The sequence below is a fragment of the Citrifermentans bremense genome (assembly GCF_014218275.1).
Classification (GTDB): Bacteria; Desulfobacterota; Desulfuromonadia; order Geobacterales; family Geobacteraceae; genus Geomonas; species Geomonas pelophila.
In genome coordinates this window covers 2,797,263-2,819,320 of sequence record NZ_AP023213.1, presented here as the reverse complement: position 1 = coordinate 2,819,320, position 22,058 = coordinate 2,797,263, and the positions used below count along the sequence as shown (strand labels likewise).

17 protein-coding genes and 1 tRNA gene are annotated in these 22,058 nt (G+C 62.4%); 14 read left to right on the top strand and 4 right to left on the bottom strand.

From position 1 onward, the window contains the following. Positions 1–10: 10 nt before the first annotated feature. The 12 genes from cysK (at position 11) to GEOBRER4_RS12295 (ending at position 13,246) form a co-directional block, all read left to right on the top strand. Positions 11–940 carry a cysteine synthase A gene (gene cysK, locus GEOBRER4_RS12350; protein ID WP_185242550.1) on the top strand — a complete coding sequence of 310 codons (930 nt, stop codon included), beginning with the start codon at positions 11–13 and terminating at the stop codon, positions 938–940. Positions 941–972: 32 nt separating this feature from the next. After that, a complete protein-coding gene (locus tag GEOBRER4_RS12345; protein WP_185242549.1) occupies positions 973–1,788 on the top strand; it encodes an ABC transporter ATP-binding protein in 816 nt (271 codons plus the stop codon). Between the two features lie 2 nt (positions 1,789–1,790). Next, on the top strand, positions 1,791–2,597 hold the full coding sequence (locus tag GEOBRER4_RS12340; RefSeq protein ID WP_185242548.1) for an ABC transporter substrate-binding protein: 807 nt from the start codon (positions 1,791–1,793) through the stop codon (positions 2,595–2,597). Continuing rightward, positions 2,594–3,622 carry an ABC transporter substrate-binding protein gene (locus GEOBRER4_RS12335; protein ID WP_185242547.1) on the top strand — a complete coding sequence of 343 codons (1,029 nt, stop codon included), beginning with the start codon at positions 2,594–2,596 and terminating at the stop codon, positions 3,620–3,622. Before GEOBRER4_RS12340 ends, GEOBRER4_RS12335 begins: the two co-directional genes overlap by 4 nt. 39 nt (positions 3,623–3,661) lie before the next feature. Next, the gene (locus GEOBRER4_RS12330) at positions 3,662–4,711 is read left to right on the top strand and encodes an ABC transporter substrate-binding protein (protein WP_185242546.1); all 1,050 of its coding nucleotides are present in this window, start codon (positions 3,662–3,664) and stop codon (positions 4,709–4,711) included. An 8-nt stretch (positions 4,712–4,719) separates the two neighbouring features. After that, positions 4,720–5,676, top strand: coding sequence for an ABC transporter permease (locus GEOBRER4_RS12325; RefSeq protein WP_185242545.1), 957 nt, complete (start codon positions 4,720–4,722; stop codon positions 5,674–5,676). Between the two features lie 47 nt (positions 5,677–5,723). After that, a complete protein-coding gene (locus tag GEOBRER4_RS12320) occupies positions 5,724–7,256 on the top strand; it encodes a nitrogenase component 1 (RefSeq protein ID WP_185242544.1) in 1,533 nt (510 codons plus the stop codon). Next, entirely contained in the window at positions 7,249–8,592 is a 1,344-nt protein-coding gene (locus GEOBRER4_RS12315; protein ID WP_185242543.1) for a nitrogenase component 1, read from the top strand. The genes GEOBRER4_RS12320 and GEOBRER4_RS12315 overlap by 8 nt, the downstream gene beginning before the upstream one ends. A 126-nt stretch (positions 8,593–8,718) precedes the next feature. Further along, complete coding sequence (locus GEOBRER4_RS12310; protein WP_185242542.1) at positions 8,719–9,384, top strand: corrinoid protein; 666 nt, start codon at positions 8,719–8,721, stop codon at positions 9,382–9,384. Next, entirely contained in the window at positions 9,384–10,418 is a 1,035-nt protein-coding gene (locus tag GEOBRER4_RS12305) for a uroporphyrinogen decarboxylase family protein (RefSeq protein ID WP_185242541.1), read from the top strand. Before GEOBRER4_RS12310 ends, GEOBRER4_RS12305 begins: the two co-directional genes overlap by 1 nt. Before the next feature lie 129 nt (positions 10,419–10,547). Then, the gene (locus GEOBRER4_RS12300; RefSeq protein ID WP_185242540.1) at positions 10,548–11,579 is read left to right on the top strand and encodes a uroporphyrinogen decarboxylase family protein; all 1,032 of its coding nucleotides are present in this window, start codon (positions 10,548–10,550) and stop codon (positions 11,577–11,579) included. Next, positions 11,573–13,246, top strand: a complete 1,674-nt coding sequence (locus tag GEOBRER4_RS12295; protein WP_185242539.1) for an ASKHA domain-containing protein — start codon at positions 11,573–11,575, stop codon at positions 13,244–13,246. Before GEOBRER4_RS12300 ends, GEOBRER4_RS12295 begins: the two co-directional genes overlap by 7 nt. Positions 13,247–13,331: 85 nt before the next feature. Here GEOBRER4_RS12295 and GEOBRER4_RS12290 read toward each other — a convergent pair. Then, a tRNA-Arg gene (locus GEOBRER4_RS12290) sits at positions 13,332–13,408 on the bottom strand. 66 nt (positions 13,409–13,474) lie between these two features. Then, positions 13,475–14,170, bottom strand: a complete 696-nt coding sequence (locus tag GEOBRER4_RS12285; protein ID WP_185242538.1) for a DUF1573 domain-containing protein — start codon at positions 14,168–14,170, stop codon at positions 13,475–13,477. A gap of 251 nt (positions 14,171–14,421) precedes the next feature. On the opposite strand from GEOBRER4_RS12285, the gene GEOBRER4_RS12280 reads away from it, so the two are divergent. After that, a complete protein-coding gene (locus tag GEOBRER4_RS12280) occupies positions 14,422–16,452 on the top strand; it encodes a DUF3426 domain-containing protein (protein ID WP_185242537.1) in 2,031 nt (676 codons plus the stop codon). Between the two features lie 98 nt (positions 16,453–16,550). Here GEOBRER4_RS12280 and GEOBRER4_RS12275 read toward each other — a convergent pair whose 3' ends face one another. Beyond that, positions 16,551–17,792 carry an N-acetylmuramoyl-L-alanine amidase gene (locus GEOBRER4_RS12275; RefSeq protein ID WP_185242536.1) on the bottom strand — a complete coding sequence of 414 codons (1,242 nt, stop codon included), beginning with the start codon at positions 17,790–17,792 and terminating at the stop codon, positions 16,551–16,553. A 3-nt stretch (positions 17,793–17,795) separates the two neighbouring features. Then, entirely contained in the window at positions 17,796–20,405 is a 2,610-nt protein-coding gene (mutS, locus tag GEOBRER4_RS12270; protein WP_185242535.1) for a DNA mismatch repair protein MutS, read from the bottom strand. 356 nt (positions 20,406–20,761) lie between these two features. Here mutS and GEOBRER4_RS12265 point away from each other — a divergent pair, with 356 nt between their 5' ends. Further along, positions 20,762–22,048, top strand: a complete 1,287-nt coding sequence (locus GEOBRER4_RS12265; RefSeq protein ID WP_185242534.1) for a nucleotide sugar dehydrogenase — start codon at positions 20,762–20,764, stop codon at positions 22,046–22,048. The last annotated feature ends 10 nt before the right edge of the window (positions 22,049–22,058 follow it).

Here is a 22,058-nt window from a genome sequence, read left to right as displayed (position 1 = left end):
AGGCTGTCAGATGTCCAAAATCGCCAACAGTGTCACCGACCTGATAGGGAGAACCCCTCTCGTCCGCCTTTCCCAGCGCCAGTCCGGTGGCAACGCCGATCTGGTAGCGAAACTCGAATCCTTCAACCCCGGGGGCTCGGTAAAAGACCGCATTGGCTTTGCCATGATCACGGCGGCCGAGGAGCAGGGGCTCATCGACAAGGATACGGTGATCATCGAGCCGACCAGCGGCAACACCGGGATCGCGCTGGCCTTCGTTGCCGCGGCCAAGGGGTACCGCCTCATCCTGACCATGCCCGACACCATGAGCATCGAGCGACGCAACCTCTTGAAGGCCTACGGCGCCGAGCTGGTCCTCACCCCAGGCGCAAAGGGGATGAAGGGGGCCATCGAGAAAGCGACCGAGCTTGCCGCAGCCACCCCAAACTCCTTCGTGCCGCAGCAATTCAATAACGGCGCCAACCCCGCCATCCACCGCGCCACTACGGCCGAGGAGATATGGGAGGACACCGCGGGCAAGGTCGACATCGTCATCGCAGGCGTCGGCACCGGGGGGACCATCACCGGCGTGGGAGAGGTGCTGAAGGAGAAAAAGCCGAGCGTACAGGTCATCGCCGTGGAGCCGCTCGATTCGCCGGTTCTCTCCGGCGGGACTGCGGCGCCGCACAAACTCCAGGGGATAGGCGCGGGATTCGTCCCCGGGGTCCTAAACACTTCCGTCTACGACGAGATCTACAAGGTGAAGAACGAGGAGGCTTTCGAGACGGCGCGGGCGCTCGCCAGGGAAGAAGGGCTCCTGGTCGGGATCTCGGCGGGAGCCGCCGCCTTCGCCGCGCGCCAGGTCGCGAGGCGCCCGGAGAACAAGGGAAAGCTGATCGTGGTGGTGCTCCCGGACACCGGCGAGCGCTACCTCTCCACCGCGCTCTTCGAGGATGCCTGACCAGGTCACAACAGTTGAGCCGGAGATAGAACATGCACGAGATCGCCCTACACGACGTCGCTTTTTCCTACGGAAGCCAGACCATCTTCGAAGACATCAACTTCACCGCCTATGCCGGTGAGTTCGTCTGCCTGCTGGGTCCCTCCGGTTGTGGCAAGAGCACGCTTTTGAGGCTCCTGGCTGGGCTCGGGCAGCCGTCGTCGGGCCGCCTGACCCTGGACGGCAGCCCTATAACCGGCCCCGGACTCGACCGCGGCGTCGTTTTCCAGGACTACAGCCTGTTCCCCTGGATGACCACAGGGCAGAACGTGGTCCTGGCGCTGAACCAGGCCTTTCCGGGGAATTCCAAGGCGGAGCAGGCCGAGACCGCGCAGGCCTACCTGGAGATGGTGGGGCTGACCGACGTCTTCCATAAGCTCCCCGGCGCCCTCTCCGGGGGGATGCGGCAGCGCGCCGCCATCGCCCGGGCTTTCGCCATCAACTCGCCGGTTTTGCTCATGGACGAGCCTTTCGGGGCACTCGACGCCATCACCCGCGCGCGGCTGCAGGACCTGCTCTTGCAGCTTTGGCAGCACAACTCCGCCGAGCGCAAGACCGTCTTCTTCGTCACTCACGACGTGGAGGAAGCGATCCTGCTCGCCGACCGGGTGGTGGTCATGGGGGTGAACCCCGGCTCGGTCAGGAGCGTGTTGGAAGTAGACATCCCGCGCCCGCGGCGGCGCCAGGAACTCTACAGCGACCCTGCCTTCGCCGAACTGAGGCATAAGCTGATACGCGAGCTGAACGCCGACGTGCTGGAAAAGCTCAACCACGGGCGCACCGTGCAAAGCGCCGGCGAGGCGATTTGACCATGCGCCCCTTTGCCTTAGCCAGCATCGTCGCGGTCTTACTGGCAATTTGCCTTGCGGCTCGGCCCGGCATAGCAGAAGCCGCGTCCCCGGTCCGCTTCGGCTACCTGGACCAGCCAGGGAGCGCGCTCTTCCTGCTGGCCGACGCGGCCTCGCTCTTCAAACGCGAGGGGGTCGATGTCGTGCCGGTGCGCTTTGCCGACAGCGCGAGCGGGCTCGCGGCCCTCGGCAAGGGGAAGCTCGACGCGGGCTGCTTCGCGGCGGACCAGGCGCTGCAGGCCATTGCCAGGGGCGCTGCCATCCGCATCATCGCCGGAGGGGGTACCGACCATTCCGCATCGGTTCTCGACGAGGTTGACGCCTCGGCCAGGCTAGAGCGCGAAGGAAGCGGCATCTTGGTGGCGGCTGCGGAAGGCGCCGGGGCCCCGGACCGGGAGACGCTGGGAAAGGTGGTAACTGCGCTCATCAAGGCCCACGTCCTGCTGCAGAATAACCCCGCCGACGCCTGGGGGCGGATCCCCCACAGACGTCCCGGCAAAGGGGAGGAGTTTCGCTTCGACCCCGACCCGGACTACTGGCGCCTCGCCCAGATCTGGAAACGCCTCGACCTGCAGCAGCCCGCCATGCCGCGGGGCTTTCTGGCCGACCACGTCTACGACGAGATTTACTGCGACGCGCTTGGCGACCTGAACGACGGGGAAGGGGAGCCGGACCCGGTACTGAAGCAACTGGCAGGGAAAGCGGTCTGTCCCCCCGACTGCTGCCCGACCGGCAAAAAGAAACGCACTGACAAAGGAGGAACACCATGAAAAGGATTTTCGCGCTGGCACTGACCATCGCCATGCTGGCCGGCAGCGCCTATGGCGCTTCGCTTCCCAAACTGAGGGTCGGGTACGTCCCCGAACCGGCACACGGTCTCTATTTCGTAGCCAAGGAAAAAGGGTTCTTCAAAGAGGAAGGGGTAGACGTCGACCTCTACCAGTTCGGCAGCGCAGCGGAAGGGATGGCGGCGCTCAAGGCGGACAAGCTCGACGTCGGCACCTTCGGCACCACGGCGCCGCTTCTCTTCATCAGCAAGGGGAGCGAGTTCACCTTCATCGGCGGCATGATGATCGGCGGCCAGGCCATCATCACCCGCCCCGAGCGGCTGACGGAACTCTCCGGCAAGGACCTGAAGGTCTACAAGGGGAAGAAGATCGGCCTGGTCAAGCTCTCCACCGGCGACGTCATCTTCAAGGGTGCGCTCAAAAAGGCCGGGATCGACTACAAGAAGGACCTCTCCTTCGTCGAGTTCGGCAGCGTGGCCGCGGTGGTCGAGGCGGTCAAGAAGGGGGCGGTCGATGCCGGGCTCGTCTACCCGCCGCACTTCTCGCTGGCCGAGAAGAACCACGGCCTCAAGGTCGCCCACTACATCGAGGAGTTCTACCCCGACTACACCTGCTGCCGCATAGTCGCTCCGACCAAACTGGTGAATGCGAACCCCGACACCTACCGGCGTTTCTTAGCCGCCTTGATCCGGGCCTACCGTTTCTACAAGACCAACCCGGACGAGACGGTGAAGATCTACACCCGCGCGCTGAAGATCGACGAGGACATCATCCGCAACGAGACCTACGTGAAGCGTGTCGCCGACTCCCATCCGGACCCGCTGAGAAAGGGGATCCTGGACTTCTGGCAGCACGTCCGCGATGCCGGGTACATCACCCAGGACTACCCGATCGACCGTCACATCAACACGACGCTCTACAAGCAGGCGCTCGACTCGGTGCTGAAGCGCGAGCCCAAAGACAAGGTCTACCAGCAGATGCTGGCCTTCTACAAGAAGAACAACTAGAACCCATTTCGCGCCCACCGGCGCACAAGGAGCCAAGCCATGAAACGCATCATCTCCCTCGTCCTCGCCCTGGCGTTGCTCGCGCTTTCGGGGCTCTCCGCCCAAGCGGCGGAACTGCACAAGCTCAAGGTGGGACACCTCCCCACTTCGGGTCACCTTCTTTACTTCGTCGCCCAGGAAAAGGGGTTCTTCAAGCAGGAAGGGCTCGATGTCCAGCTTTACCGCTTCACCAACTCCGGCGAGGGGCTGACCGCCATCAAGACCGGGAAGCTCGACATCGGCTCATTCGGCACCTCCGCGCCGCTCTCCTTCATCGCCAACGGCGCCGACTTCACCCTCTTCGGCGGCCAGATGGGGGAGGGGCATGCCCTCATCGCCAAGCCCGAGAACGCCGCACGCTTCAAGGACCTGAAGAACTACCGCGGGGCGACCATCGGCGCCATACGGCTCGCCACAGGTGACGTGGTTTTCCGCGCGGCACTCCACGAGGCGGGGCTCGACTGGCGCAAGGACCTGACCATCAAGGAGTTCGACTCCCCGGCGGCGGTGCAGGAGGCGGTCAAGAAGGGGGCGGTCGACGCCGGACTCACCTGGATTCCCTACTACACCATGGCTGAGAAGCAGGGGCTCGTGGCGGTGAAATACTCGGGGGACGTCATCAAGAGCCACACCTGCTGCCGCCAGGTGGCGCTCACCTCCACGGTAAAGGCGCGCCAGGCCGATTTCGACAAATTCATGGTGGCGCTTTTGAAGGCGTACCGCTTCTACCAGGGGAACCGCAAGGAGACCGTCGACATCGTCTCCAAGTACGTGCAGATCGACAAGGCGGATCTCAACAGGGACATCTACGGCGGCCACCTGCTGGTGAGCCCGGACCCGCACAAGAAGTCGATCGTGCAGTTCTGGGACTTCATGAAGAAGGCCGATTACGTGAAATCCAAGGAGCCGATCGAGCCGCACGTGAACACGGACGTCTATGCCCGCGCGCTGGCGACCCTGGTCAAGCGCGAACCCAAGGAGAAACTCTGGGTGGCGCTCAACAAGGACTTCCTCGCCCCGGACCCGTCGCTGCACATAAACAAGCACTGAGGTAAGCCATGGAAGCTGTCCTGTCGGCGAGCGCCCGGGTGGAGCGGGTCGGTTTCGCCAAGCGATTGATCATATCCGCAGCTAACGTCGTTTTCCTGCTGCTATTGGCGGAGCTGCTCCTGCCGGTGCCGGGGGAGGAGGTTCCTGTCTACCTGCTGATTGTGGCAGGCGCGCTGGAGTTCGCCTATCTGCTGCGGGTGAGCCTTGCCGGCCCGGGGAAGGGGAGTATTGCCGCCGGCGACGTCGCCGCCATCGTCTTCGGGGTCCTTGTCGCCTGGCACCTGGCTACGACCCGGTTCGTCCTTTTGGACCAGATGCTCTTCCCCAAGCCGGAACCGGTGCTGCGGCTCTTTGTGACCGAACTCCCGGACATGTTGAAGGGGCTCGTCAACTCGCTGATTCTCCTGGTGAGCGGCTACCTGATCGCGCTCGCAACGGGTATTCCGCTGGGGCTCGTGGTCGGCTGGCGCACCAGGCTCTTCAACGCGGTGCACCCCTTCACCAAGGTGCTCGGGCCGATCCCGCCCATCGTGTACATACCGTACGCCATCGCGCTCCTGCCGAGCTTTCGGGCCGCGTCCATCTTCGTCATCTTCATCGGCGCCTTCTGGCCGGTCTTCATCAACACGGTGAACGGGGTCTTCAACATCCCCAAGGGGCTGATCGACTCGGCGCGCGTGCTGAACCTCCCGGAGCGGACCCTGCTATTCAGGGTTATCCTCCCCGGGGCCATGCCGTACATCTGCACCGGGGCCACGCTGGGGCTGGTCTTCTCGCTGGTGCTTTTGACCGCGGCTGAGCTTATCGGCGCCAACTCCGGCATCGGCTGGTACGTGAAGAACTTCGCCGACTTCGCCGATTACCAGCGCGTGGTGGTGGGGATCATCTTCATCAGCATCGTGGTGACCATAATCACCTGGGGCACCGAACGCGTGGAACGCAGGCTTTTGCGCTGGCGCAACTAGATAAACATCAAGAAGGGGTGGAACGCCGCAGCCCCACTGGAGGCACCATGAGTTATTTCGACAACAAGGTCCCGCCCAAGCGCGAGGACCGTCTCAAAGCCGTGATCGCCCACAACGACAGCATCTGCGGGCTGGCCCTGAAGGCCAGGGGGGGCAAGGGCTGCCTGATCGACGACGGCGACCGCGGCTTCACCCAGGGGACCATCTGCCTGCTCCTTCCCGCCCTCGCCATGCTCAACTCGCTCCCGGACAACGTGGTCCTCTTGCATAGCGCGCTTGGCTGCGGCTCCTGCACCCACTCGCAAAACGCCAACGTCCGCATGGGAAGCAACGCGCGCTGGGGCAAGGCCAAGGACGGCGTCTGGCTCTCCACCGCTCTCGACGAAACCGACGTCATCAGCGGCGGCGAGGACAAGCTGGCCCGCGCCATCATCGAGGCGGACCGGCGCTACCGCCCGGCCAGCATCACCATCGTGGCGGGGTGCGTCCCCGGGATCATCGGCGACGACATCGACGGCGTGGCGCAGCGGTTGCAGCCGCAGGTGAGCGCCAAGCTGCTGCCGGTGCACTGCGAGGGGTTCAAGACCAAGATCTGGGCCACCGCCTACGACGCGGTCTACCACACCATCGGCCGCAATCTCCTGGAGGAGAAAGGGGTGACCGATTACGCGCCGCAGGACGAGTTCGAGGTGTTGAGGGAGCAGGAGCGCCTGGCTAAGACCGTCAACCTGATGAACGTCTCCTCCATGGGGCGGGTGGACGAGCAGGAGCTGGAGCGGCTTCTGGAGAGCCTCGGGCTGGAGGTGAACGTCTTCCCGGTCTTCGCCCATCCCGACTCCTTCGTCAAGGCGACCCGGGCCGCGCTCTCCATCAGCACCTGCCCGACCCACGACGACTACTTCCTGGGGTATCTGGAGGAGCGCTTCGGCGTCCCCTCCATCATAAAGCACATGCCCATCGGCATCGAGAACACGAGCCTGTGGATCCGCGACGTCGCCAGGGTTTTCGGTTTCGAGGAGCAGGCCGAGCGCCTGATCGCCTCCGAGGAGGCGGAGCTTAAAGCGTCGCTTGAGGAGTTCCGGCCGCTCTTCGAGGGGCAGAAGGTCTTCGTCAGCGCCGGCGAGTTCCGGGCGCTGGCGACTGCGCGACTGCTCCAGGAGATCGGTCTGGAGGTGGTAGGGATCCGCTCCTTCCACCACGACCACTTCGCCGAGGTGGAATACGACAAGCTGGCCCGAGAGGCCAAAAGCGACTACGTGGTCGACATCGCCAACGTGCAGCCCTTCGAGGAGGCGAACCTTTTGAACCGCCTGAAGCCGGATCTCTTTCTGGGGCACGCCAACGGCAATATGACTGCGGCAAAACTGGGGATACCCACCCACGTCATCTATAACACCGGGCTTGCCTACATCGGCTACCGGGGCGTCTACGAGATAGCGCGCCGCCTGCACCGCCAGCTCTCCAACCCGGCCTACAACCGGAACCTGGCGGAGAACCTGAAGCTTCCCTACCGCGACTCCTGGTACCAGGCCGAGCCGTTTTCCTATCTCAACACCCGCGGGAGGAGCGTCAATGAGTGAGAATTTCGTAGAAAGGGCACGCTATCTCTGCTCACTGGGAGGGGCGGCCGCAACGGTCACCGCGCTGCCGGGGGGAGTCCCCATCCTCCATTCCGCCTCGGGGTGCGCCGGCAACTTCGCCTGGACCCAGAACGGCGGCAGCGGGCTGCAGGTGGGAGGGTACTGCGGCTCCCTCACTGTGCCGAGCTCCAACATCGGTGAGACCGAAGTCGTCTTCGGCGGCGAGGAGCGTCTGCGCGAGCAGATCGCCTCGACGCTCAAGGTGATGCACGGCGGGCTGTACGTCGTTGTCACCGGCTGCGTCCCCGAGGTGATCGGCGACGACATCTTCGCCGTGGTGAACGATTTTCGCAGCGAAGGGGTTTCAATCATCGGGGCCGCCACCGGCGGCTTCCGCGGCGATTCCTACTGGGGGTACGACCTGGTGCTCCAGGCGCTGGTCAAGGACTACCTGGCCAAGGGAATCGAGAAGGCGAAGGGGAGGGTGAACCTCTGGGGTGTGGTGCCGTACATGGATCCCTTCTGGCGTGGGAACCTGGAGGGTGCCCGGCGCCTGCTGGAGCTGATCGGCCTGGAGGTGAACTCCTTCTTCACCCCCGCCGACACGCTGGAGGGGATTCAAGCCGCCGCCTCGGCGGAGCTGAACATCGTCGCCTCCGACCTCTATGGGCAGGGCGCCGCCCGGCTCTTCGAAGAGAAGCACGGCACCCCTTTCGTCACCGCGCCGCTTCCCATCGGAGTCTCGGCGTCGGAAGAGTTCCTGCGCCAGGTGGGGGCAGCGCTTTCGCTCGATGAGGGCCTCGTGGAGCGGGTGATCGCGCGTGAGAAGAAGGAGTATTACCAAATCCTTGATCCGCTCACCGACTGCTACAACGACCTTGACCTGCAGCGCTATGCCGTCGTGGTAGGCGACGCCAACTACGCCGTGGCGCTGACCCGGTTCCTGGCTGATGACTTGGGCTGGCTACCCGCGCTCACCGTGGTGACCGACCGGGTCCAGGAGAGCGAGCAGTCTGCGATCGCAGGGCGCGTGGGGCAGCTTGCCAGCGGCTTTGCCACCAACGTTGTCTTCGAATCGGATGGCTCCCAGGTGCTGGGGCACCTGAACCGGGTCTGGCCGCAACCCGCCGGGCAGAAATACTACAACTCCTTCAGCCCCGCCTTCGTCGTGGGTAGCTCCCTTGAGCGCGAGCTGGCGCTGCAGATCGGCGCGCCGCATCTCTCGGTTTCCTTCCCCGTCGCCAATCGCGCCGTGCTCGACCGCGGCTACACAGGGTTCCGCGGAGGGTTGAGGCTTGCCGAGGACCTCTTCGGCGCGATCGTCGTCAACAGGTAAGGGGAAAAGGTTCACTCGGGGGGGTCCGGGGAACCTGAAGCAGGTTTGCAACGAAGCGCTGCACGAGAACTCGCGTTCCCCCCTTTGCGAAGGGGGGACAGGGGGGATTTATAAAGGAGAAAGGAAATGGGTGAAATCGAGAAGGAGCTCTTCAAAAGGCTCTCGGATGCCGTCGTAGATATGGACGAGGAAGAGGCGGTCGCCGCCGCCCATGAAGTGGTCGACCGCGAGGTGAATGCCTACCAGGCTATCGAGCAGGGGCTTTCAGCCGGGATGGAGCGGGCGGGGGAGCTCTTCGACGAGGAGGAGTACTTCATACCCGAGCTCCTCATGTGCTCCGATGCCATGTATGCAGGGGTGGACGTGCTGAAGCCGCACCTGCGCGCGGACGGCGCCGCGGAGAAGCACAAGGTGGTGATCGGCGTGGTCGAGGGGGACACCCACGATATCGGCAAAAACCTGGTGAAGATCATGCTGGAGACCTCCGGCTTCGAGGTGACCGACTTGGGTCGCGACATCCCGCCGGCCAGGTTCGTGGCGACGGCGAAGGAAATCGGTGCCAACATCATCGCCCTCTCCACCCTGATGACCACCACCATGGACGGCATGGGGGCCGTGGTGCGGCAGCTGAAAGAAGAGGGAATCCGGGACCGCTTCAAGGTCATCGTGGGGGGCGGCCCCATCTCGCAGGGCTTTGCCGACCGCATCGGCGCCGACGGCTACGCGGTGAACGCCGCTGACGCCATACGCCTGGCCAAATCGCTCGTCGGCAGCACATCGTCGGCGGCCTGATGCGACGCGACACGATGACACCGCTTGAGCGTCTCGCGGCCTACGGCGCCGGTGCCCCTGTCGATCGTCTCCCCTGCGTCCCGATCGTGGGTAACACGGCGGCGCGGGTGATCGGCGTCAAGGTGGGGGAATTCCGCGGCAACGGCGAATTGATCGCCAAGGCGCAGGTCTCGGCCTACAGGCTGTTCGGCTACGACATCATAAGGATCTTCACCGACCTCTACACTCAGGCCGAGGCGATGGGAGCCAAGGTGAGCTACCCCGAGGACGAAACCGCATTCCTCGCCGCCCCGGCCATAAGCGACATGGCCGAACTGGACCGGCTCGCGCCTGCCGACCCCAACCGCGACGGCTACCTGCCGCAGCACCTGGAGGCGATGCGGCGCGCGGTGGACGCCGTCGGGAACGAGGTTGCGGTAACAGGTGCGGTCACCTGCCCCTTCACCAATGCGTCGTTCCTGGTGGGGGCGGACAGGCTCGCGCGTCTCATGATGCGCTCGCCGGAGTCGGTGCATCGCCTGTGCGAGATATCGCTTCAGACCAATCTCGCCTATGCCGGCGCCATCATCGATGCCGGCTGCACCCCGAGCCTCACCGACGCCATGTCGTCCATGTCAGTCATCAGTCCCCGCCAGTTCCGGGAGTTCTCCTTACCCTACCTGAAGCGGCTCATCGACTACATCCACGGTCGCGGCAAGGGGGTCACCCTGCACATTTGCGGCAAGACCTCCGGCATCTGGAAGGACATGGTCGAGGCCGGCGCCGACTGTCTCAGCATCGACAACGACGCCGACCTGTCCGAGGCGCGCACTGCCGTGGGCGACCGGGTGCGCCTGATGGGGAACGTGCACCCCTCCGAGGTCATGCTGCAGGGGACCCCCGAGGCGGTGCGCCGGGCAACCCTATCCTGCATCACCCAGGCGAAGGACAACCCGAAGGGATTCATCGTCGCCTCCGGCTGCAGCCTCCCCACCGAAACCCCCTTTGCCAACATCCACGCCATGCTGGACACGGTAAGGGCCTTCGCGCCTTGAGGCGCTGCGGCCCTCAAGCTTCCAAGCGCTTTGAGGCGCTTCGGTCCGCGAGCAGGGCACCCCTCCCCCCGGAGGGGGGAGGGGACCTAAGAACCATTTATTTACCGCACAAAACAGGAGCACCAACCTATGAGCCTCAGCCCTAAACAACGGCTGCTCGACACACTGGCCCGGAAGAGGGTCGACCGTCCGCCGGTCATCTGCACCGGGGGGATGATGAACGCGGCCATCGTGGACGTGATGAACCGCACCGGCCACACACTCCCGGAAGGGCACTTCCGCTCGGACCTGATGGCCGAACTGGCCACGGACGTTAAGCACGATACCGGCTTTGAAAACTTCGGCATCCCGTTCTGTATGACTGTGGAGGCCGAGGTGCTCGGAAGCGACATCGACTTCGGCACCCTCGCCTGCGAACCGAAGATCGCCCGGGAACCCTTCGCGTCTAACGCGGAGGTAGAGTTCCGCAGCGTCACCAAGATGCTCGACGCAGGGCGCATCCGGCAGGTGGCAGAGGCGGGCGCGCTTCTGAGCTGCAAGAACCCCGACGTCCCGGTCATCGGCAGCATCACCGGGCCGGTCAGCACCGCCGCGTCCATAGTCGATCCGATGACCTTCCTGAAGGAGCTGCACAAAAAGCGGGAGGATTCCCACCGCGTGCTAGATTATGTGAGCGATTTCCTGATCGCGTTCGCCCGGCTTTTGGTCGACGGCGGAGCAACCGCCATCTGCATCGGCGACCCCACCGCCACAGGAGAGATCCTCGGCCCGCGCCTGTTCCAGGATTACGCGGTCACCTACTTGAACAAAGTCATCGACGGGATCCACGCCGCCGGCGTCCCGGTGCTGGTGCACATCTGCGGCGAGATGAAGGCGGTGAAGCCTTCCATCCCCAAGCTGCACTGCGACGCCATCAGCACCGACGCTTTGGTGAACCTGAAGCTCCTAAAGCAGGAATACCCGCAACTCACCACCATGGGCAACCTGAGCACTTTCCTTCTGGAGCTGGGGGAGCCGGAAAAGGTGTCGCGCCAGACTGCGAGCCTCGTGCGCGACGGAATCGACATCATCTCTCCCGCCTGCGGCCTGAGCACCTCGTCTTCGATTCACAACATTCAGGCGATGACCCAGACGGTGAAGGAAGGAGGCGCGGCATGGTGACGGTTCTATTTCTCCCGGAGGGGACCTCGGTGCGTGTCGCTGCAGGCACGACCATTCTGGAGGCCGCGCGCGCAGCCGGGATCACCATCGACTCCCCCTGCAACGGTGCGGTCGTCTGCGGCAAGTGCGCGGTGACGCTTCCGCCGCAGGACCTGGAAAGGGTAGTCGAGAAGGGAGCGCACCAACTGTCGCCGGAGGAGCGCGGGCGCGGACAAGTGCTGGCCTGCGCGGCAGAGGTGCATGGCGACATCGCGGTCCTGGTTGCCGAGGGGCAGTCGCTTAGGGACCTCAAGATCGCGAGCCAGGGGGAGTCCGCCACCGTCCAGCTCGCCCCTCACATAACCAAGGAATACATGCCGGAGCGCGGCGTGACCCGGGTCTACGGGGGTGGATACCTCCTCTCGGAGGAGGATGGGGACACGGCAAAGGAGAGCTTCGGGGTGGTGGTGGACATCGGCACCACGACGCTGGTGGTTTCCCTGGTCGATCTCGCCAAGGGATCGGAACTCGCCGCGGCCTCCGCACTCAACCCGCAGAGCCGACACGCGCAGGACGTACTGTCGCGCATCAAGATCGGCTCGGAACCACGCGGACTGGAGAAGCTGAGAAGCGGGGTCATCGGCGAGATAAACCGGCTCATCGACCAAGTGGCCAGCGCTGCAGAGATCGGGAGGAACCGGGTCTACGAGGTGATCTTCAGCGGCAACACCTGCATGCTGCATTTGGCCGCAGGGGTGGATCCCGCTTCACTGGGGAAATACCCCTACCTCTCGACGCTCGCCTGTGCCGCCTGGATACCTGCGGCAGGGACCGGAATCGACATCGCGCCGGAGGGACTGATCTACCTCCCGCCGATCATCTCCGGCTACATCGGTGCCGACATCACGGCGGGGCTGCAGGCGGTAAGGCTGCACGAGAGTGAGGAGACCGTCCTCTTCGTCGACATCGGCACCAACGGCGAGATGGCGCTTTGCCGGAACGGGAAGATCTGGGCTACCTCTACCGCGGCGGGGCCGGCCTTCGAGGGGATGAACATACGCTACGGGATGAGGGCGGGGGAGGGGGCGATCGAGCGCTGCAGCGTGAGCGCCGACGGTTCCCTGGAGCTCAGGACCATCGCCGGCACCGAGGCCGTCGGCATCTGCGGCTCCGGGCTTATGGACATAGTCGCCGAGTTGGTCGCCCACAAGGTGATCGGCAGGAACGGCAAATTCGTCGAACCCGATCACCCGGCCCTGTCCCCCAAGCTGGCGGAACGCCTGGTGGAACGTGACGGCAGGCCCGTGTTCCTCCTCACTGACAACGTCTGGTTGAGCCAGAAAGATGTGCGCCAGGTGCAGCTCGCCAAGGGGGCGATACGGGCGGGGGTGGAATTCCTGCTGCGGGAGGCGGCTGTCCCTGCCTCGGAACTCAAGCAGGTGCTCATAGCAGGCTCGTTCGGCTTTCACCTGACGGCTGAGAGCCTCACCACCATAGGGCTCCTCCCCGCGGCCACCGCCGGACGGATACGGTTCGTCGGCAACACCGCCAAAAGCGGAGGGGAGGCTTTCCTGCTGAACCACGAGGTCCGGCGCGAGATGAGCGAACTGGTCGAGCAGGTGCAGGTCGTTGAGTTGGCCAATTGCACCGATTTCGACAGGGTCTTCGTCGAGGCGCTTTCGTTCTAGCCTGTTTCACAAAGAAAAAACCGCTGCGTTTCTGTGAGTCCCTTTAAAAGAATCAGCAGAATCGCAACGGTTTTTTATGAAGAGTTGGTGGGCGAGATGGGATTCGAACCCATGACCCCTGGCTTCGGAGGCCAGTACTCTATCCAACTGAGCTACCCGCCCGGCAAAGAACTACTTATTACACCATTTCCTGTAGCAACTCAAGGCTTAAGTGAAAAAAATATCAGGTTACTTGGCCAATGTGCCATAAACCGGAACGGTGATCTCTTTTTTTCTGGCACTGCTGGTCACGATGTGCACGTACCCGCTCAGTATCTTCGATTCCGACCGTCCCTGAATGCTCAAATTCACTTGGCCTGTTTCCCCCGGCTTCAACTCTCTCTTCCCGATGGTTGACTTTATCTGCAGCGTGTTGGAATTCACGTTGACGGCGATGAGCCTGATGCTGTTATTCCCGTTATTGGTGACATTGATGGTGACGAGTTTCGCAACGCCCGGCGTCACCGGTCCCAGGCTCAACTGTCGCGGCGTTACCTGAAGCTCTTCGGATACGGTTCCCTCCAGGTTGAAGGTGTAGGAGGGGGTCTTGCCGGCATTGGTGATCATGGTGACGCTCTTGACTACCTTGCCACCGAATTCGGTCGAGTCGAAAACGACGTCTATCTCCGCACCCTTTCCAGGCTGAATGACGGAAGTGGAGGGTTTGGCCGCGGTGCAACCGCAGGAGACCTCGATCTTCTTTATCTGCAGCGGGGCGTCGCCGCTGTTTTTGATTTTGAAGCTATGCTGTACCTTCTTGCCTTGCGCGACGGTGCCGAATCTGTAGGTTCCCTGTTCCACAAAAAGTTCCGGGGCTGCCCAGGCCACATTGGCGATCAGAAGCAGGCTCGGCAGGAGCGATATTTTAGTGAGGTGTTTTTTCATGTCCGGACCTCTTTTAGACGGAGTTGATTTAGTATTTCGGGGTATTTATACCACAAAGGCGGGTGCTGGGCCAGAATGAATTGACACTGGAAAATCCATCTGCTATAGGAAATCGGGAGAAAATTAATGGAGCGTCCCACCGGCATTTAATTACACCGGCTACACTTCATCCGCGGCGCCACAAGACCTCTGCTCGTACAGGTCAGCGGCATCACGCGCCGGATTTTTTCAAAACGAATCGGAGGGGCTGAATGATTCTCCAATGTGATCAATGCAACACCAAGTTCCGCCTGGACGACTCCAAGCTCAAGCCGGGTGGAGTGAAGGTACGTTGCTCCAAGTGTCGCCATGTCTTTGTGGCTGGCGCCGAGCAAAAGCAGGAGGAATCGGAGTTCGATGCCCTGCTCTCGGGGCTGGGCGCTCCCGCCGCTGCCGCCGCTCCGGAGGCGCCGGCTCCTGCAGCAGGAGAGGCTGGAAACGAACTCGCTGCACTGGAGGTTGGTGCCAAACTTAAGCAGGAAGCTGAGGCTGGTGGCTTTGACTTAGGCGATTTAGATTTCGCTTCCGAGGCGGGCGCAGAATCTCCTGCCCAGACGCAAGACACGTTTGTGCCCGAGAAAGCTGCAGCCGCCGCGGGCGGCGGTCTCGATTTTGGTGATCTCAGTTTCGACAGTGGGACTGCTGCTGAAGGGCCTACTGCGCCAGCCGCGCCGGCAGAGTTCGGGGAGTTCGGGGACTTCGAGTTCAATGATGAAACTGCAGCTGCTCCGGCAAAAGAGGAGGCTGCGGGCGGTGACCTGGACTTCGGCGAGGTGAGTTTCGCTGAGGAACCTGCGTCGGCCAAAAAAGAACAGGCATCGTCTGCCGCGGCAGATGCCTTTGATTTCGGAGAATTTTCCTTCGACGAGGAGACGCCACTTGTCAAGGAGAATACCCCGGCTGCACCCGCAGCAGCGGATGCGTTCGACTTCGGCGAGTTCTCCTTCGACGATTCGGCCTCTGCCGCCAAGGAAGAACCCCAGGCTCCTGCAGCGGCGGAATCGCTAGACTTCGGCGAGTTCTCTTTTGATGAGACACCCGGCGCCGTCAAAGAAGAAGCAGCGGAAACCGCTGCGCCCTCGCATGATTTCGGAGACTTCTCCTTTGAGGAGCAGGCCCCCGCCCTTGAGGAAGGAAAAGGCGCTGCCGCTGCGGAAAGCACACTCGACTTCGGCGACTTCTCCTTCGAAGAGGAAGCCGCTTTGCCGCAGCAACAGACGCCGGCATCTGTTGCCACTCCCGGCTTCGGCGAATTGTCGTTTCAAGAGGAAGCCCTCGCCGAAGAAAAGCCTGCAGTTGCTGCCGCCACCATGGATTTCGGCGAACTATCCTTCGAGGAAACCGCGGCCCCGGTTGCACCCCAGCACCCTTCCGCTGCAGAGGCGGATGAGGAATTCAGCTTCGGCGAACTCTCCTTCGATGAAGACGCTGAGCCCGAACCCGCTCCCAAGCCGGCAGCCGCTCCTCTAGCCGGAGCTGCATTGGCGGGTGTCGCCGGTTCAGCCGCCGTCGGGCAGGCAAAAGCTGCGACAACTTCCGCTCCCGCAGCAGTCCCGGGACAAGCCCCAAAGGCGGCTGCTTCGCCGCTTGACTTCAGCTTTGGTGAGGCCCCCCCCGATGTGGCGCCCGATGAGTTTCCTGAGGATGAGCTCCCTCCGCTCTCCATCATTTCACGCCGTAAAGGGCGCTCCGCGTTCACCATCGCGATCGTCGCCATCTCGGTCATCGTGGTGCTGGCCTTGAGTGCTGCCGGTCTTTACGTGCTGCAAAGCGGCCCCGCCGCGCTTCAGAAACTGGACAAGATGGGAATCGGATTCGTGGCTAAGTGGTTCGGTATGGAGGTCCCCGAGGAAGGGCGAATCACCATCAGGAACCCGCAGGCATCCTTCTACCAGAACCCACAGGCTGGGGAGCTGTTCGTTGTGACCGGCGAGGCAGTCAATTCCTTCCGCAAGTCAAGAGCCTCGATACAGGTACGGGTGAGCCTTTATGACAAAAGCGGCAAGATGCTGATGCAGAAAACTGCGTACTGCGGCAACAGGCTTTCTAAGGAGCAACTGACGACGCTTCCTTTGGATAAGCTCGAGTCGATCATGAACAACCAGTTCGGTGATTCCCTCTCCAATCTCGGCGTCAAGCCGGGACAGCCCATCGGGTTCGTGGTGGCTATCGCCAACGTACCCAAGGAAGCTGCGGATTTCGGGGTCGAGGTGGTGGGTTCTACGGTGGCCGCCGCTCAGTAAGGACCCTGGCATTTCTGAAATAAAAAGGCCGGCTAAATGCCGGCCTTTTTGCGTTTGCAGTGCTGCCGCCTTCTGCTGATTAAGGCGGGGTGGGTGCTTTACCCGGCGTGGATCTTGTTAAGCGAGGTGATGTACCCTTTGATGCCGGAGAGGATCCCGTCGGCGGTGAGGTCTTGATACTGGGGCTCCTTGAGCTTTTGCTCGTCGCGGTCGTTGCTGAGGAACGCGGTTTCCACCAGGATGCTCGGCATGGTGGCCCCGACAAGGACGTAGAAGGGGCCTTGTTTCACTCCCAGGTTTTTCACCGTCGCGTACCCTGTCTGCGCCTTTTTGAAAAGCGCCTTCTGCACTTCGTCGGCCAGGTGCGCGGAGTCGTTCAACTTGTAGTTCGCCATCAGGTCGAAGAGCACCGCCTGCAGCATGCTAACCTTTTCCAGTGAGGTTCCGTTTTCCTTGGCCGCCAGTTGCGCCGCCTTCTCTGTCTTGGCCAGGTTGAGGTAATAGGTTTCGATGCCGTTCGCGCCGCGGTTGAGCGACGCGTTGGCATGGACGGAGACGAAGAGGTCCGCTCCCACCTTGTTGGCGATTGCCGTTCTCTCCTGCAACTCAAGGAAGACGTCCGTCGACCTGGTCATCACCGCATCGATGCCAAGTTCCTCCCGCACCTTTTGCGCCAGTTTCAGTCCGATCTGGAGCACTATGTCCTTCTCGCGGGTGCCTGAGGGGCTGACGGCGCCCGGGTCGTGCCCTCCGTGACCCGGATCGATGACGATTCTCCTGATCTTTCCCGGCTTGAACTTTCCGGAAGATTTCGGCTTCTCGACAGGCTTGGGCTCGGGCTGGGCGGTCTCGATGACCTCTTTGGAAGAGGAGATCTCCTGCCGTCGGTCGCCCTTCACGTCGATGATGATGCGGAATGGGTCGGAGAAGGTGAAGACCTTATAGTCCTTTATGCTGTCCAAGTCGAGCACCACACGGACGGTCGACGCCTGGAACTGCGCGATCCTCACGCTTTTCAAAAGGCCGTCCCCGATGCTCAGGTCTTTCACCCCCGGGTTCAGCTTGGCGCCCTGCAGGTCAAGGTAGAGGCGGTTCGGGAGTTTGTGATGCTCGTAGGGGAGTTCGCTCCCTGTCGTGATGGCGATGCGAGTGTAGTCTGGAGTGGACCAGTGCTTCAGTTCGGTGACCGGGACCAGCCCTGCGGCGGTGGCAGCGCCGGCTTGCGCCGGGAGAAAAGGTGTGAGCAGAAGCGACCCCTGTGCCGCCAGCATCCGGCAGGATAGCCACTGGTAGTAGGGGAGCGAAAGTCCCAGGTATTTTACGAAGTCCCTTCTGTCCATCGTCTAGATCATCCTCTTCAGTTCATCCACGAGATTCAGCGCTTCCAGAGGCGTCAGTAGCGCCACTTCGACATCCTTGAGCCTCTCCCTGATCTGGTCGTCGCCGCCGCCAAAGAGCGAGAGCTGCGGGGACGGGGGAGGAACCTTCTTGCCGCGCGCAAGGCGCGGAACCCCTCCTTCGCCGTACTCACCCTTCTCCAGGTTGGTGAGGATCTCCTTGGCCCGGTCGATCACCGCCTGGGGGAGTCCGGCCAGTCGGGCGACCTGGATGCCGTAGGAGTGCGAGGCGCCGCCTGGAACGATCTTCCTCAGAAAGATGATGCGCTCGTTCCATTCCCTGACGGCTATGTTGAAGTTCTTGATTCCCTGGCGGGTTACGGCGAGCTCGGTCAGTTCGTGGTAGTGGGTGGCGAAGAGGGTCTTGGCCGCGTGCGTCTTGTTGTCGTGCAGGAATTCCGCCACGGCCCAGGCGATGGAGACGCCGTCGAAGGTGGAGGTGCCGCGGCCGATCTCGTCCAGGATGACCAGGCTCTTGGCCGTAGCCCCCCTGAGTATGGCGGCGCTCTCCATCATCTCCACCATGAAGGTGGAGTGGCCGCGGGCCAGGTTGTCCGACGCGCCGACCCTGGTGAAGATGCGGTCGACCACCGGGATGAGCGCCTTGTCCGCCGGGACGAAGCTCCCCATCTGGGCCATCAGCGTGATCAGGGCGACCTGGCGCATGAAGGTCGATTTACCGGCCATGTTCGGGCCGGTGATGATGATGAGCTGGTTCTCTCCGTTGTCCAAAAGCGTGTCGTTGGGGACGAAGCGCTCGGAAGAGTGCATGTCCTCGATGACCGGGTGCCTCCCCTCCGTGATGCTGAGCTCGCTCCCCTCGTGCACCTCGGGACGGCAGTACCCTTTGTCGTGGGCGAGTTCGGAGAGGCTGACCAGGACGTCGAGGCAGGCCAAGCGGTCGGCGGTGCGGGCGATCCTCTCCCCTTGCGCCGCGGCTGCCTCGCGCACCTCCTGGAACAGTGAGAACTCCAGGTCCTTGATCCGGTCCTCGGCTCCGAGCACCTTCTCCTCGTATTCCTTCAACTCCGGGGTGATGTACCGCTCGGCGTTGGCGAGGGTCTGTCTTCTGATGTAGTCGTCAGGGATGGCCGAGACGTTCGCCTTGGTCACCTCGATGTAGTAGCCGAAGACCTTGTTGTAGCGGATCTTGAGCGAAGAGATCCCGGTGCGCGCCTTCTCCTGCGCCTCAAGCCTTGCTATGAACCCTTTACCCTCGCGGCTGATGGCCCGCAGCTCGTCGAGTTCCTGGTTGTAGCCGTCCGCGATGATGCCGCCGTCGCGAAGGACGAAGGGTGGGTCGTCCACGATTGCCCTGGCGACGAGGTCGCAGAGTTCGTCGAGCGGGTCGACTCCTGCGTCCAGTTCCTTGATAAGCGGGGCGCCGCAGGACGCCATCTGCTCCTTAATTGCGGGGAGGCGGCTGAGCGAAGACCTCAGGGCGGAGAGGTCCTTGGCCGAGGCGGAGGCAAGGCTGATGCGGCCGTTCAGGCGCTCGAGGTCGTAGACCCCGCCCAGGAGAGACTTGATCGTTTCGCGGGTCCCGGGGGCCTCCATCAGCTCCTGAATCGCCTCTTGCCGCTGCCGGATCTTCTTCAGGTCCATGAGCGGGTAGTTGATCCACTGTTTGAGCTTTCTCCCTCCCATGGCTGTGACGGTACGGTCCAGAAGTCCCAAAAGCGATCCCTTGCGCTTTCCCTCTGAGAGTGTCGCAGTCAGCTCCAGGTTCCTCCTGGTCGACTCGTCCAGCAGCAGATGCTCGCTCTCGTTGTACGGGGTGATGCCGGTGACATGGGGAGCGTGCCCCTTCTGGGTGTCCACCAGGTAGTGCAACACGGCGCCGGCGGCGAGAAGGGCGGTGGGGAGGCCGTCGCACCCAAGGGACTCGGCAGTAGCCCCCTTGAACTGGTTTGCCACCAAGCGTTTGCAGTAGTCTGGGTCGAAGACCCATTCCTCGAAGTAGGTGATGCTGCGGTCCACGAGGACGTGGGCCACTCCCTTTCGCTTCGGTTCCTCACGGAAACTGACCGGGAGGATGATCTCACGGGGGCCTATGCAGGTCACCTCGGCCAGAGCCGCCTGGAGCCCGTCGAGTTGCGTGACCCGGAATTCGCCCGTGGAGAGGTCGAGGTAGGAGAGCCCGTAGCACTCGCCGTCACAGCAAAGGGCGAGCAGGTAATTGTTTTCCTTGGGGGAGAGAGAAGCGTCCTCGATGACCAAGCCGGGAGTGATCACCTTCACCACCTCGCGCTTGACGATCCCCTTGGCCTGCTTCGGGTCCTCGGCCTGTTCGCAGATGGCGACCTTTTCCCCTGCCTCGACGAGCTTTGCGATGTAGGGGGCGCAGGAGTGATAGGGGACGCCGCAAAGAGGGACCTCGGAGCCGTCGGCGTTCTTGTTGCGCGAGGTGAGGGTGATGCCGAGGATGCGGGAGGCTTTAACCGCGTCCTCCAAAAACATCTCGTAGAAGTCGCCGCATCTGAAGAAGAGGATGGCGTCGGGGTGTTCAGCCTTGATCTCAAGGAATTGCCGCATCATGGGCGTCATTTCAGACATTTGGGAACCTTTGTGGGAGATAAAACGGTGGCCATCTTAACAAAATAGCCACACCATGTAAAGCACCGCCAGCTGCGCTGTTGACCTTTTGTTCCGCCTTTTTCGGTTCGATAGAAGGTGCAGGATGGGCTTGCCCTGAGCATGAAGCGGGCAGAGGCGATGGCAGGCCCATTCTTTGGACCGAATCCCGAACTTTGCGACAAAATATTTAAAAATAAGCTAATATTTGAAGCTGCTGATGACACGGAAGACGTTTGGCAAGGTATCGGGGTAACGGACCAGGCGAGATTGTCGAGCACGATGCGCTCACAACCGCAGAGGCATATTGAAAGATGTGCCGCATAGGGAGGTGCAACATGGCGCATAATCGCAAGATTTCCGTGGTAGGTCTAGGGTACGTCGGGCTTCCGGTGGCGGTCGCCTTTGGCAGGGTGCAGCGAACCATCGGGTTTGACATCAGTTCGAAGAGGATCGAGGAGCTGCGCTCCGGGCTGGACCGCACCGGGGAGGTTTCCTCCGAGGACCTGCTCAGCGCGGAGATCTGCTTTACCGACAAGATTGAAGATCTTGCGCTGGCGGATTTTCACGTTGTTGCGGTGCCGACTCCGGTAGACCCGGCGAACCAGCCGGACCTATCCCTGCTCTGCAGCGCGTCGGAAACCGTGGGCCGGGCGCTAAAGAAGGGGGATATCGTGGTCTACGAGTCGACCGTTTATCCAGGCGTGACGGAGGAGGTCTGCCTCCCCATCCTGGAGTCGGTATCGGGGCTGAAGAGTCCAGATGACTTCACGGTCGGCTACAGCCCGGAACGGATCAATCCCGGCGACAAGGAGCACACCTTCACCAGCATCCTCAAGGTCGTTTCCGGTCAGGACCAACGTACCCTGGAGCAGGTGGCCGCAGTATACTCCTCGGTTGTCAAGCCGGGGGGGCACCTTGCTCCCTCCATAAAGGTCGCCGAGGCCGCCAAGGTCATCGAGAACACCCAGCGGGACCTGAACATCGCGCTCATGAACGAACTGGCGCTGATTTTCGACCGCTTGGGGATAGATACCAGCGAGGTCTTGGCTGCGGCGGGGAGCAAGTGGAACTTCCTGAATTTCAAGCCGGGTCTGGTAGGGGGACACTGCATCGGCGTTGACCCCTACTATCTCACCTACCAGGCGGAAAAGATCGGCTACATCCCCCAGGTGATACTCGCTGGGCGGCGCATAAACGACGGCATGGGGAAATTCATCGCACAGCGGGCGGTGAAGGAGATCATCAGGGCAGGGCACCACGTTCTTGGCTCCTATGTCACGGTGCTGGGGCTCACCTTCAAGGAAAACTGCCCTGACCTGCGCAACTCGAAGGTCGTTGACATCCTCACCGAACTCAGCGACTACGGCTTGAAGGTGCAGGTGTGCGACCCGATAGCAGACCCGGCGGAGGCACAGCAGGCGTACGGGGTGACGCTCCATGAGCCGGAAAGACTCCATCCCGCAGTTGCAGTTATCGCTGCGGTCGCCCACGATTCATACCGTGCCTGGGGGGCAAAGAAGTTCGCGAGCCTCATGGTCGAGAACCCTGTGCTCATAGACGTGAAGGGTATCTACGACAGCCGGGCCATGTCTGCGGCAGGCATCCGGGTCTGGTGCTTGTAATCGCGGGTGC

Excerpts from the sequence above, each read along its gene's own strand:
- cysK (WP_185242550.1), top strand. The coding sequence starts at position 11 with ATGTCCAAAATCGCCAACAGTGTCACCGACCTGATAGGGAGAACCCCT.
- GEOBRER4_RS12345 (WP_185242549.1), top strand. The coding sequence starts at position 973 with ATGCACGAGATCGCCCTACACGACGTCGCTTTTTCCTACGGAAGCCAG.
- GEOBRER4_RS12340 (WP_185242548.1), top strand. The coding sequence starts at position 1,791 with ATGCGCCCCTTTGCCTTAGCCAGCATCGTCGCGGTCTTACTGGCAATT.
- GEOBRER4_RS12335 (WP_185242547.1), top strand. The coding sequence starts at position 2,594 with ATGAAAAGGATTTTCGCGCTGGCACTGACCATCGCCATGCTGGCCGGC.
- GEOBRER4_RS12330 (WP_185242546.1), top strand. The coding sequence starts at position 3,662 with ATGAAACGCATCATCTCCCTCGTCCTCGCCCTGGCGTTGCTCGCGCTT.
- GEOBRER4_RS12325 (WP_185242545.1), top strand. The coding sequence starts at position 4,720 with ATGGAAGCTGTCCTGTCGGCGAGCGCCCGGGTGGAGCGGGTCGGTTTC.
- GEOBRER4_RS12320 (WP_185242544.1), top strand. The coding sequence starts at position 5,724 with ATGAGTTATTTCGACAACAAGGTCCCGCCCAAGCGCGAGGACCGTCTC.
- GEOBRER4_RS12315 (WP_185242543.1), top strand. The coding sequence starts at position 7,249 with ATGAGTGAGAATTTCGTAGAAAGGGCACGCTATCTCTGCTCACTGGGA.
- GEOBRER4_RS12310 (WP_185242542.1), top strand. The coding sequence starts at position 8,719 with ATGGGTGAAATCGAGAAGGAGCTCTTCAAAAGGCTCTCGGATGCCGTC.
- GEOBRER4_RS12305 (WP_185242541.1), top strand. The coding sequence starts at position 9,384 with ATGCGACGCGACACGATGACACCGCTTGAGCGTCTCGCGGCCTACGGC.
- GEOBRER4_RS12300 (WP_185242540.1), top strand. The coding sequence starts at position 10,548 with ATGAGCCTCAGCCCTAAACAACGGCTGCTCGACACACTGGCCCGGAAG.
- GEOBRER4_RS12295 (WP_185242539.1), top strand. The coding sequence starts at position 11,573 with ATGGTGACGGTTCTATTTCTCCCGGAGGGGACCTCGGTGCGTGTCGCT.
- GEOBRER4_RS12285 (WP_185242538.1), bottom strand. The coding sequence starts at position 14,170 with ATGAAAAAACACCTCACTAAAATATCGCTCCTGCCGAGCCTGCTTCTG.
- GEOBRER4_RS12280 (WP_185242537.1), top strand. The coding sequence starts at position 14,422 with ATGATTCTCCAATGTGATCAATGCAACACCAAGTTCCGCCTGGACGAC.
- GEOBRER4_RS12275 (WP_185242536.1), bottom strand. The coding sequence starts at position 17,792 with ATGGACAGAAGGGACTTCGTAAAATACCTGGGACTTTCGCTCCCCTAC.
- mutS (WP_185242535.1), bottom strand. The coding sequence starts at position 20,405 with ATGTCTGAAATGACGCCCATGATGCGGCAATTCCTTGAGATCAAGGCT.
- GEOBRER4_RS12265 (WP_185242534.1), top strand. The coding sequence starts at position 20,762 with ATGGCGCATAATCGCAAGATTTCCGTGGTAGGTCTAGGGTACGTCGGG.